The sequence below is a fragment of the Streptomyces sp. MB09-02B genome (assembly GCF_033794485.1).
GTDB lineage: Bacteria > Actinomycetota > Actinomycetes > Streptomycetales > Streptomycetaceae > Streptomyces.
Window position 1 is genome coordinate 1 of sequence record NZ_JARGEE010000311.1, and the last position, 10,892, is coordinate 10,892.

Here is a 10,892-nt window from a genome sequence, read left to right on the forward strand (position 1 = left end):
TGGCTTGGAATTGTGTTAAAGGGGGGTGCGTGACGCCGTCGCCTTCGGGCCGACGCCTCCGAAACCGCCGTACTCGGAGGCGTTCGCCCGCTATCTGTCGGACCCCGTCGTCCCGGGCGACGACTGCCTCAACCTGAACGTGTGGACGCCGCAGCCGGGCCACGGGGCCCGGCTGCCGGTCCTGGTCTGGATCCACGGCGGCGCCCTCACCCGGGGCTCGTCGGCGGTCCCGGTCTACGACGGCGCCGCCTTCGCCCGTGACGGGGTGGTTCTGGTCTCCCTCAACTACCGCCTCGGCGTGGAGGGTTACGGCCTCTTCCCGGACGCCCCGCCCAACCTCGGGCTGCGTGACCAGCTGGCCGCGCTGGAGTGGGTGCGGGAGTCGATCGCGGCGTTCGGCGGTGATCCGGACCGGGTGACCCTGGCCGGCCAGTCGGCCGGCGCCATCAGCGTCGGCGCGCTGCTGGCCGTGCCCCGCGCCCGGGGCCTGTTCCGGCGGGCCGTGCTGCAGAGCGGGCCGCCGGAGGCCCTGGACCGGGACAAGGTGCGCCGGATGGTCCGCCGGATGGCGAACCGGCTCAAGGTCCCGGCGACCGCCGCTGCCTTCGCCGCCGTGGACCGGACCGCGCTCGCCGAGGCCCAGGCCGAGGTCGGCCGACTCAGCAGCCCCGTGCTCGGCGGTCCCGCCTTCGGCATCGTCGTCGACGGTGACCTGCTGCCCACCGACCCGCTTCAGGCGCTGACCGAGCACGGCGCGGCTCCGGGCATCGACCTCCTCATGGGCTGGACCCGCGACGAGCACCGGCTCTGGCTCGTCCCCGGCGGCCTCGCGGAACGCGTCGACCGCCTGGGGACGGTGGCGCTGGCCGGCGCCCGCGCCCGCTGCCACTGCGGCCCCGAGGTCCCGCGCGCCTACCGCGACCTCCACCCGGACAAGGGCATCGCCGACCTGGTCGGCCAACTCGTCACCGACCACCTCCTCCGCGTCCCCCTGCACCGGGTGGCGGACGCCCGCGTCGACCAGGCCCGGTCGTACGTGTACGAGTTCGCCTGGTCCTCCGGCGTTCCCGCCCTCGGCTCCTGCCACGCCCTCGAACTCGGCTTCGTCTTCGACACCGGCGACACGCCGGCCTCCGCCAAGCTCGCCGGCGAGCACGCGCCGCACGACCTCGCCACCGCCCTGCACGGTGCCTGGGTCGGCTTCGCGACGGAGGGCACACCCGGCTGGCCGGTCTGGGACCACACCCATCCGGTCCGCGTCTTCGACTCCCCGGACGCCGAGCCCGTCGTCCACGGCCCCTACGACCCCGAACTCGCCCTCTGGGCCGCCGACGCGCGGCGGCCGCGCAGGGTGCAGGGCGCCGGCACCTTCGTCACCTCCGGCGGGGGCCCTCTGCCGGCCCTGCGCCGCTTCCGCCGGAGTCCGTGACCGGCCGAGGCCGGTGCCGGCCCTACCCGTGCTCCGCGCCGGGTCCGGCGGTGCCGTCCGTGGGAGTGCGCGGCTTGGTGTGGAGGATCGCGCGGGCCTGCTCGGCGGCGCGGGTGGTGTTCTCGCTGACGAAGTCGAGGAAACGGGCGACGTTCTCCAGACGGTCGGCGGCGGGAGTGCCGGTGCCGAGGACGCCGACGCCCTGGCGGGCGGTCTCGACGATCTGGGCGATGGCGCGGGCGCTGGCGATCATCGACTGGTACCAGACGTCGTCGTCGACGACGTAGCGCTCCCGGCGGCGTTCGCCCTGCTCCCGCCGGACCATGCCCTGGCTGTCGAGGAACGCGATCGCCTTCGAGACGGACGCCGGGCTGACCTGGAGCCGCTGGGCCAGTTCGGCCGCGGTGAGGCTGCCGCTGTCGGTGAGGGTGAGACAGGCCATCACCCGGGCCATCATCGTGGGCATGCCCGAGGCCATCATGACGTGGGTGAACGTCTCCTCGTACTCGCGTACGGCCTCGACGTCGCGGCCGTGGGCCTGCTCGGGGGCCTGTGCCGCCCGGGGCGTGGTCCCGCGACGCCGGTGGGCGCGGCGTTCGGTGGCGCGATGGGCCAGGTCGGCGCGGTAGGCGGTGGGGCCGCCGTTGCGCATCACCTCACGCGTGATCGTCGAGGTGGGGCGCTCCAGGCGTCGGGCGATCTCCGCGTAGGCGAGGCCGTCGGCCAGTCCTAGCGCGATCTGCCGGCGTTCCTGCTGGGTGAGCCTGCCTCCCGGCATCGCTGTCTCCTTCATGCTCCGTGGTGCGCCGACTATAGCGTTCACGTCCATTTCATTGCAACGTATCTCGTAGGGCCTGTTGCGTTACTGTCAGGCCCGTTGCAATGATTCCTTGGCTCTCACCTGCATGTATTGCTTGGTTTCGCAACGAGTATGTTGCTAGTTCTGCGAACGCAACGTAGCTTTTGCGTTGTCGGAAACAAAGCGCCGAAACGAAGAGCTGAGGGAGAGCACCATGCAGAAGTTCGACACCCCCACCCCGATCTCCGCCGTCCTGAACATCCCCGCCGGGCGCGTGCGGCTCATCGCCGCCGACCGGGCCGACACCACCGTCGACGTCCGGCCCGCCGACGCCGCCAAGGGCCGGGACGTCAGGGCCGCCGAGCGGACCACGGTCGACTACCGCGACGGGGTGCTGCGGATCCAGGCCCCGGAGGCGAAGAACGAGCTCTTCGGCCCCTCCGGAAGCCTGGAGGTGACCGTCCAGCTGCCCGCCGGCTCCCATGTCGAGGCCAAGGCGGCCGCCGCCGAGTTCCGCGGTGTCGGGCGGCTGGGCGATGTCGCCATCGACGGCGCGCACGGCCAGGTCAAGCTCGACGAGGCCGCCAGCGCCCGCCTGAACATCCTGGCCGGCGACGCACTGGTCGGCCGTCTGGACGGCCCCGCCGACATCACCAGCGGCAAGGGCGACCTGCGCATCACCGAGGCCGCCCGCGGCACCGTCACCCTGCACACCGGGTACGGCGAGATCTCCGTCGGCGCCGCCCCAGACGCCTCGGCCTCCCTGGACGCCGGCACCTCCCACGGGCGGATCCACAACTCGCTCAGGAACAGCGGGGACGGCGGCGCCCGGCTCGACATCCACGCGACCACCGGCTACGGCGACATCACCGCCCGCAGCCTCTGACGACCCCGGAAAGGGCGACACCACCATGACGAACCACGCCATCGCGGCACGCGGGCTGCGCAAGGCATACGGAGAGAAGACCGTCCTCGACGGTGTCGACCTGACCGTCCCCGAGGGAACGATCTTCTCCCTGCTCGGCCCGAACGGCGCCGGGAAGACCACCGCCGTCAAGATCCTCTCCACGCTCGTCCCGCCCGGCCCCGGCTCCGGCGAGATCCGGGTCGGCGGCCACGACCTCGCCGCCGACGCGCAGGACATCCGATCCGTGATCGGTGTCACCGGACAGTTCTCCGCCGTCGACGGTCTGATCACCGGCGAGGAGAACATGCTCCTCATGGCGGACCTGCACCACCTGTCCAGGAAGGAGGGCCGACGCGTCGCCACCGACCTGCTGGAGCGCTTCGACCTCACCGAGGCCGCGAGGAAGCCCGCCTCCACCTACTCGGGCGGCATGAAGCGCCGGCTCGACATCGCCATGACCCTGGTCGGCGCCCCGCGCGTCATCTTCCTCGACGAGCCGACCACCGGCCTCGACCCCCGCAGCCGTCACACGATGTGGCAGATCATCCGTGAGCTGGTCTCCGACGGCGTCACCGTCTTCCTCACCACCCAGTACCTGGAGGAGGCCGACGAACTCGCCGACCGCATCGCGGTGTTGCACGGTGGCCGGATCGCCGCCGAAGGCACCGCCGACGAACTGAAGCGGCAGATACCCGGCGGCCACGTCCGCCTCCGCTTCACCGACCCGGCCGCCTACCGCTCCGCCGCCTCCGCGCTGCGCGAGGTCACCCGCGACGACGAGGCCCTCGCCCTGCAGATCCCCAGCGGCGGCACCCAACGCGAACTGCGCGCCGTTCTGGACCGGTTGGACTCCGCCGGCATCGAGGCCGACGAACTCACCGTGCACACCCCCGACCTCGACGACGTGTTCTTCGCCCTGACCGGCACCGACGTCCCCACCCGTCCGAACCAGTCCAAGGAGACCGTCCGATGAGCGCCCCCCTGGCCGTCCGTGACTCGTCCACGATGCTGCGCCGCAACCTCCTGCACGCGCGCCGCTACCCCTCCCTGACCCTCAACCTGCTGCTGACCCCGATCATGCTGCTGCTGCTCTTCGTCTACATCTTCGGCGACGTGATGAGCGCGGGCATCGGCGGCAGCGACCGCTCCGACTACATCGCCTACATCGTCCCGGGCATCCTGATGATGACCATCGGCGGCACCGTCGTCGGCACCGCGGTGTCGGTCGCCACCGACATGAACGAGGGCATCATCGCCCGCTTCCGCACCATGGCCATCCACCGCGGCTCCGTCCTCGTCGGCCACGTCGCCGGCAGCGTGCTGCAGTGCGTCGCCAGTGTGGTGCTCGTCGGTGCCGTGGGGGTCGCCATCGGCTTCCGCTCCGTCGACGCCTCGGCCCTGGAGTGGCTGGCGGCTCTCGGGCTGCTCGCACTGTTCTCCCTGGCGCTCACCTGGATCGCGGTCGGCATGGGGCTGTCCAGCCCGAACGCCGAGGCGGCCGCCAACAGCGCACAGCCGCTGGTCCTGCTGCCGCTGATCTCCAGCGCCTTCATCCCGGCCGACACGATGCCGGGCTGGTTCAGGCCGATCGCCGAGTACCAGCCCTTCACCCCCGCCATCGAGACCCTGCGCGGCCTGCTCCTCGGCACCGAGATCGGCCACAACGGCTGGCTCGCCGTCGCCTGGAGCCTGGCCCTCGCGGTACTCGGCTACGTCTGGTCGACCTCGAAGTACAACAGCGACGCGAAGTGACGCAGACCGTCCGGGCGGCAGGCACCGGGTTCCAGTACCCCGCGCCCCTTCGGGGGCGCGGGGTACCGCGTGGTCGCGGGTGCGCGGCGCAGGCCCGGGTCCGTCAGCCCAGTGACTTCGCGATGGCCGAGATCGCCTCGGGGCCCACCCGGCAGCAGCCGCCGATCAGCCGGGCACCCGCCGCCCGCCACCCCTCCACCTGCTCGGTGGTGAACGTCGACCGTCCGGTCCAGGCCCGTGCCGACGCGTCCCAGGTCTCGCCGCTGTTCGGGTACACCACGACCGGCTTGCCGGTGACGCGCACGGCCGTCTCGATCGCGCCGTCCACATCGTCGGGCGAGCAGCAGTTCACACCCACGGCGACGACCTCCTCGGCGTCGGCGGCGAGCGCGAAGGCCTCCTCCAGCGGCTGCCCGGCGCGGGTGCGGTCACCGGCGATCGTGTACGACAGCCAGGCGGGCACCTCCAGACCCCGGATGGCTCGCAGCAGCGCCTCGGCCTCGTCGGTGTCGGGGATCGTCTCCAGCGCGAGGACATCGGGGTGGGTGGCGGCCAGCGCCTCCAGGCGCGGCCGGTGGAACCGCTCCAACTCGGCCCCGCTCAGCCCGTACCGGCCCCGGTACTCGGAGCCGTCCGCGAGCATCGCCCCGTACGGGCCGACCGAGGCGGCCGTCAGCAGCGGGCGCGTGATGCCCCGCGCCATCGCCTCCACCGCCGCGTCGACGGCCAACTCGACGCTCAGTGCCATGAGTTCGGCCGCCCGCTCACGCCCGATGCCGCGCCCCGCGAAACCCTCGAAGGTGGCCTGGTAGCTGGAGGTGATCGCCACGCTCGCGCCCGCCTCGAAGTAGGCGAGATGGGCCTCGGTGATCGCCTCCGGCCGCTCCGCGAGCAGCCGCGCCGACCACAGCTCGTCGCTCAGGTCGTGGCCGGCCGACTCCAGCTGGTTGGACATGCCGCCGTCGAGGACGAGGACATCGGCGGCGAGGGCCGCGGCGAAGAGGCCGACGCGAGGACCGGGGACGTGGGGAAGGCTGCCGGGTGCGTTGCTGGTCATGCAGACGACGGTAGTCGAGGTGCCGAGGCGACCCCCGAGTGTGTCCAGCACATGAACAGATTGACCACCATGTGGACCGCGGCGGTACGATCACGCCCTCCCCGTCCCACCCCTCCCATCCCCGGGAACCGCCATGACCACGACCAGCACCCCCGAGGCCACCGAGCCCGAACCGACCTCGGCCCCCGGCGCGACCGCCCCGGGCCGCAAGTTCGGGCTCGCCGCGGCCACCGCCCTCGTCATGGGCAACATCATCGGCGGCGGCATCTTCACCCTCCCCGCCGCCGTCGCCCCGTACGGCACGGTCAGCCTGCTCGCCTTCGTCATCCTCTCCGTGGCCGCCGTCCTGCTGGCGCTGCTCTTCGGGAAGCTGGCCCGGCGCAGCCCGGTCACCGGCGGCCTCTACGTCTACCCGCGCGACGCCTTCGGTCCCTTCGCGGGCTTCCTGTCGGCCTGGTCGTACTGGACGATGTGCTGGGTCAGCATCGCCGCGCTCGCCGTCGGTGTCGTCGGCTACGTGGACGTGCTGATACCCCTGGGCGACAGCAAGGTGGTCCTGGCGCTGGTGGCCCTGGCCGCCCTGTGGCTGCCCGCCGCCGCGAACTTCGCGGGCACCCGCTACGTGGGCGCCGTGCAGATCGTCTCCACCGTGCTGAAGTTCGTGCCGCTGCTGCTGGTCGCGACCGTCGGCCTGTTCTTCGTCGACACGGACAACTTCGGCCCGTTCAACGCCTCCGGCGAGAGTGCCCCCGGCGCGGTCGCCGCCGCCGCGGCGCTCCTCCTCTACAGCTTCCTGGGCGTGGAGTCGGCCGCCGTGAGCGCGGGCGAGGTCAAGGACCCCGAGCGCAACGTCGGCCGCGCCAGCGTCCTCGGCACCGTCGCCTCCGCCCTGGTCTACATCCTCGGCACGGTCGCCGTCTTCGGTCTCGTCCCGCACGAGGAACTCGTCGAGTCCGGGGCGCCCTTCGCCGACGCCGTGAACTCGATGGCCGGAGGCAGCTGGGGCGGCACGGTGATCGCGCTGGTCGCGGTCGCCTCGATCGTCGGCTGCCTCAACGGCTGGGTCCTGCTCAGCGCCCAGATGCCGTACGCCGCCGCCCGCGACGGCCTCTTCCCGAAGCCGTTCGCCCGGGTCGGCAAGGGAGGTGTGCCCGGCTTCGGCGTCCTCGCCACCGCCGTCCTCGGCACGCTCCTCATCGCCGTCAACTACGCGGACGACCCGGACACCGCGTTCCGAGTCCTCGTCCTCATCACCACGTTCACCGGCTGCGTCCCCTATCTGCTGTCCGCCGCCGCCCAGTTGTACTGGCTGGCGCGCGGCACCCGGGAGCGGGTCCGCCCCGCCGGCCTGGTCCGCGACCTGATCGTCGCCGCCCTCTCCTTCGCCTTCTCCTTCTGGCTGATCGCCGGCGCCGGCTACGCGGCCGTCTACCAGGGCGCGCTGTTCCTCTTCGCGGGCATCCCGGTGTACGTGTGGCTGCGGGGGCGGCAGGAGGGGGCCGAGGGAACCGGCGCCTAGACACGCCGAACCGGCGGGCCCCGCGACGGGACCCGCCGGTCACCTCCTGATCAGCAGGAGGCCTGCCAACGGTGGGAGCGGATCCTGGCGTTGAAGTCGTTGTCGAATCCGCCGTCCTGCCCGAAGCAGTAGCGGGTGCCGGTGTAGTTCGCGCCGGTGTAGAGGACGACGTAGTTGTACGAGGACGACGTACCGCGGTTCCAGACGGACCTGACGTTGCGGGTGTCGGACCACGAACACTGGACGCTGCCGTTCCACCAGTCCGGATCGGAGTTGGTCCAGGCGCACTGGCCGCCCGTCCCGTTGATGTTGTTCCAGACACACACGTCGCCGGTGTCGCACTCCCACGCCTGCGGCGCGGCACTGGCCGAGCCGGGTGCGACCAGGCCCAACGAGGCCACGGCGGCGGTGAGGCCCACGGCCGCCAGGATCCGGCGGATCCGACGAGGCCTACGGCTCTGCTTCCGGTCATTCACCTGCTGGTACGAGGACATCCCGGTCCCTTCTCCTGCTGGATCGTGCCGGTGGGCACGGCTGGCGGGAATTCATGTTTCCCGTGCCACCCGGCGCTGTCATGCTCATGTGAGGGGAGTGAAAACACGCAGGTCGGAGACTGACGACCATGGGGAACGGGATGCTCCGCTTTCACTTCACGCCCGAGGACCGCACCAAGGTGCGCGTGGCGACCGAGCCCCACGCGCTGTGGGAGATCGCGGTCAGCCTGCACCGGCTCCAGACGCGCGAAGGCCGCTGGGCCTACGCCTCCTGGTTCCGTGACGCGCGGGCCGCGCTGCGTCGGGCCGGGCTCGACCGGACCGTGAAGAGCTTCCTGCTGCCGCTCTTCCCACGCGCCGGGTACTTCCCCGACTTCCTGACGCCCCCGGAGGGCACACAGGGGCTGGACGCCGGGCTGGAAGCCGTCCTGGCGACCCCGGACGACAGGGTGAACGCCGAGGTCGAGTTGCTCGAACGGACCGTCGGTGCCCCGGCGTGGACCCGGCGCCTCGGCGAGCGGGGCATGCGGGAACAACTCGTGGGCGCCCTGCGCGCCTACCACGGTGCCGTGATCGCCCCGCACGAGGAGCACATCCAGCGACGGCTGCACGCCGAACGCGCCCGCCACGCGCACACCCTGTTCCACACCGGCACCGAGGGGCTGCTCGCCGAGCTGGGCCCCACCATCCGCTGGCGGTCACCGGTCCTGGAGATAGCCCCGTACCCGGACCACCGCGACGTCCCCCTCGCGGGCCGGGGGCTGCTCCTGATCCCCTCCCACTTCTGCTGGCACGCGCCCATCGCCCTGGCCGACCCCGGGCTCCCGCCCGTGCTCCTGTACCCCCTCCACCATCAGCCGGCGACGACGCGGCACGCCGGCTCACCACCCCTGAACGCGCTGCTCGGCCCCACGCGCGCCGCCATCCTGCGGGCCAGCGCGACCGGTTCCACCACCACCGAGGCCGCCCGCCGGGCCGGTGTGACGCCCACGACGGCGAGCCATCACACCGCCGTCCTGCGCGACGCCGGTCTGATCGCCAGCCACCGCCACGCCAACACGGTCCTGCACACCCTGACCCCGCTCGGAGCCGCCCTGCTGGAGCAGAAGCCCCGGCAGGACGGCTGAGGGCAGCGGCCCCGGGCTCAGCCCGTGGCGGCGTGCCGGCCGCCCCGGCGCCTGTTGTTCCCGCGGCGCCTGGTCATCGGCACCAGCAGCCCGGAGAGGCCGCCCAGGGCGAGGGCGTACGGCCACCAGCCGAGGCCGCTGTCGGCGGAGGCGCTCGCGCTCTGCGTACGGGGGTCCCGCGCACCGGGGCCGGCGCCCGCGTCCGCGGCCTTCACGGACGGCGACGGGCTGCCCTTCACCCGGGTGAGGACGACGTCGTTGCCGTCGCCGCCCCTGTACCCGATCCGGTAGGTGCTGTCGGCCAGCTTCACCGTGGCGCCCTCCCGGAGCCCGGTGAACCTCCCGGTGTTCGCGCCCTTGCCGCGGTGGTCGATCACGGTGACCGTCTCGCCGGGTCCGCCGACGTCGGCCAGGGCCGCGAAGTCCAGCCCACCGGCCAGCCGCACCGCCCCGGTCACCTTCAACGGCTTCTTCCGCAGCACCAGTTCGCCCTTGGCGGTCTGGGTGTAGCCGCCGGTCACCGTGAGGCCGGCGACGACCACACCCGCGTTGGTCACCGCACCCCGCACGGTGCCCTTGCCGGACAGCGCCCCGGTCACCCTCATCCCGGAGCCGCCCACGTCGAGCCTCGCGCCGGTGGTGGTGAGCCGGACGGTCCTGCTGTGGGCGAGCGTCGCCCCCGAACGGAGTGCGAGCGTGCCCTTGGTGACGTTGGTCGCCCCGGTGTACGTCACCCCCGTGCCCGTCAGGGTCGTGGTGGCCGCGCCCGACTGGGTGAGCGAACCGCTGCCGCTCACCCGCGACAGCGTCACGGGCCTGGACGCGTTCCGGACGACCAGCGAACCGTTGTTGACCACCTTGGTGAGGTCGCCCTTGGTGTACAGGCCGCCGTCGCCGCCGGACCTGCCGCTGCCCAGCCGCAGCACCGCGCCCTTCCCGACCGTGGTCGAGCCGTTGTAGTACTGCACGGCGGCGAAGGTGACGTCGTTGCCCCGGGTGCCCTTGATGACGACGTCCCCGGCGCCGGGCGCGGAGAGCGTGTCGTGGAAGCGGCCGCCGCCGATGGGGGCGCCCAGGGTGACGGGCCCGTTGTAGTCGAAGGTGAGCAGGGAACGGGACCGGGCCGCCAGCAGGTTGATGTAGACCGTCTCGGCCGTGCCCGGCATGAAGATCTTGTTCGTCGTCCCGTCGCCCCACTGGACGTTCGCGCCCTTGATGTTGGTGCCGCGCTTGTTGACGTTCTTGCGCGCGGGTGTCCAGTTCAGGGCGGGGTCGCTGATCGAGGGGTTGGTGTCGCCGCCCCGGTCCGACCAGCTGTACTGCCCGGTGAGGATCACCTTGCTGCCGGGCCGCGACTGGACGTTGATGTCGCTGCCGTACTCGCGCTGGTAGAAGTCCATGCCCTGGGTGACGGTCTGTCCGAGCGGGGTGTCCACGGTCCAGGTGCCCTGGTTGAGGACCTTGCGGGCGTTCGGCAGCGCGGTCGCGAACTCCGGGCGCCCGGCGTTCACCTGGGTGCCGTTGTCGATGACCCCGGTGAAGGGGTGGGTGCCCGACAGGTCCCAGGTGGCCCAGAGGAACCTCGGCTGGCTGACCAGGCCGGAGCCGCTGATGGTGCCCAGGTTGTACGCGACGTTCTTCAGGGCGAGGCGCAGGGTGCCGTCGACCCGGATGTTGTTCTGGTTGAGCCGGAACGCCGGGGTGCCGTACGGGTAGTGGCCGATCACCCCGGTCGAGCCGCTGTTCCCGTACTGCAGGGTCGCGCCCTTGCGCACTGGCCTTTAAAACCAACTTACCCCGCCGAAGGA

9 protein-coding genes and 1 pseudogene are annotated in these 10,892 nt (G+C 72.2%); 6 read left to right on the forward strand and 4 right to left on the reverse strand.

Going from position 1 to position 10,892, the window contains the following annotated elements; all coding sequences use genetic code 11:
* Positions 1-22: 22 nt before the first annotated feature.
* Positions 23-1,429: pseudogene (locus tag P1P70_RS32110) on the forward strand (carboxylesterase/lipase family protein); the annotation flags it as partial.
* Between the two features lie 22 nt (positions 1,430-1,451).
* Here P1P70_RS32110 and P1P70_RS45900 read toward each other — a convergent pair.
* A complete protein-coding gene (locus tag P1P70_RS45900; RefSeq protein WP_413471596.1) occupies positions 1,452-2,207 on the reverse strand; it encodes a helix-turn-helix domain-containing protein in 756 nt (251 codons plus the stop codon).
* A 235-nt stretch (positions 2,208-2,442) separates the two neighbouring features.
* Here P1P70_RS45900 and P1P70_RS32125 point away from each other — a divergent pair, with 235 nt between their 5' ends.
* From P1P70_RS32125 to P1P70_RS32135, 3 genes are read left to right on the forward strand one after another with little or no spacing between them, the layout of a single operon-like run.
* Entirely contained in the window at positions 2,443-3,114 is a 672-nt protein-coding gene (locus P1P70_RS32125; RefSeq protein ID WP_319244053.1) for a DUF4097 family beta strand repeat-containing protein, read from the forward strand.
* 25 nt (positions 3,115-3,139) lie between these two features.
* Entirely contained in the window at positions 3,140-4,108 is a 969-nt protein-coding gene (locus P1P70_RS32130) for an ATP-binding cassette domain-containing protein (RefSeq protein WP_319244055.1), read from the forward strand.
* Positions 4,105-4,887, forward strand: a complete 783-nt coding sequence (locus tag P1P70_RS32135) for an ABC transporter permease (RefSeq protein ID WP_319244057.1) — start codon at positions 4,105-4,107, stop codon at positions 4,885-4,887. The genes P1P70_RS32130 and P1P70_RS32135 overlap by 4 nt, the downstream gene beginning before the upstream one ends.
* A gap of 103 nt (positions 4,888-4,990) precedes the next feature.
* Here P1P70_RS32135 and mmuM read toward each other — a convergent pair whose 3' ends face one another.
* Positions 4,991-5,944: a homocysteine S-methyltransferase gene (gene mmuM / locus P1P70_RS32140; RefSeq protein ID WP_319244058.1), complete on the reverse strand. Its 954-nt coding sequence runs from the start codon at positions 5,942-5,944 to the stop codon at positions 4,991-4,993.
* 133 nt (positions 5,945-6,077) lie between these two features.
* On the opposite strand from mmuM, the gene P1P70_RS32145 reads away from it, so the two are divergent.
* Positions 6,078-7,463 (forward strand): amino acid permease, encoded by a 1,386-nt coding sequence (locus P1P70_RS32145; protein ID WP_319244060.1) that lies wholly within the window; start codon positions 6,078-6,080, stop codon positions 7,461-7,463.
* Between the two features lie 50 nt (positions 7,464-7,513).
* Here P1P70_RS32145 and P1P70_RS32150 read toward each other — a convergent pair whose 3' ends face one another.
* Positions 7,514-7,957, reverse strand: coding sequence for a peptidase inhibitor family I36 protein (locus P1P70_RS32150; RefSeq protein WP_319244062.1), 444 nt, complete (start codon positions 7,955-7,957; stop codon positions 7,514-7,516).
* 140 nt (positions 7,958-8,097) lie between these two features.
* Between P1P70_RS32150 and P1P70_RS32155 the strand changes: the two genes are divergently transcribed.
* Positions 8,098-9,084: a winged helix-turn-helix domain-containing protein gene (locus tag P1P70_RS32155; RefSeq protein ID WP_319244068.1), complete on the forward strand. Its 987-nt coding sequence runs from the start codon at positions 8,098-8,100 to the stop codon at positions 9,082-9,084.
* Between the two features lie 17 nt (positions 9,085-9,101).
* Here the strand turns inward: P1P70_RS32155 and P1P70_RS32160 are convergent, their stop codons facing one another.
* A complete protein-coding gene (locus P1P70_RS32160) occupies positions 9,102-10,859 on the reverse strand; it encodes an autotransporter (RefSeq protein ID WP_319244064.1) in 1,758 nt (585 codons plus the stop codon).
* Positions 10,860-10,892: the final 33 nt, after the last annotated feature.

What these genes read in the sequence shown, in the direction of transcription:
- P1P70_RS32145 (WP_319244060.1), top strand. Translation starts at nt 6,078, where the DNA reads ATGACCACGACCAGCACCCCCGAGGCCACCGAGCCCGAACCGACCTCG.
- P1P70_RS45900 (WP_413471596.1), bottom strand. Translation starts at nt 2,207, where the DNA reads ATGCCGGGAGGCAGGCTCACCCAGCAGGAACGCCGGCAGATCGCGCTA.
- P1P70_RS32130 (WP_319244055.1), top strand. Translation starts at nt 3,140, where the DNA reads ATGACGAACCACGCCATCGCGGCACGCGGGCTGCGCAAGGCATACGGA.
- P1P70_RS32135 (WP_319244057.1), top strand. Translation starts at nt 4,105, where the DNA reads ATGAGCGCCCCCCTGGCCGTCCGTGACTCGTCCACGATGCTGCGCCGC.
- P1P70_RS32150 (WP_319244062.1), bottom strand. Translation starts at nt 7,957, where the DNA reads ATGTCCTCGTACCAGCAGGTGAATGACCGGAAGCAGAGCCGTAGGCCT.
- P1P70_RS32155 (WP_319244068.1), top strand. Translation starts at nt 8,098, where the DNA reads ATGCTCCGCTTTCACTTCACGCCCGAGGACCGCACCAAGGTGCGCGTG.
- mmuM (WP_319244058.1), bottom strand. Translation starts at nt 5,944, where the DNA reads ATGACCAGCAACGCACCCGGCAGCCTTCCCCACGTCCCCGGTCCTCGC.
- P1P70_RS32125 (WP_319244053.1), top strand. Translation starts at nt 2,443, where the DNA reads ATGCAGAAGTTCGACACCCCCACCCCGATCTCCGCCGTCCTGAACATC.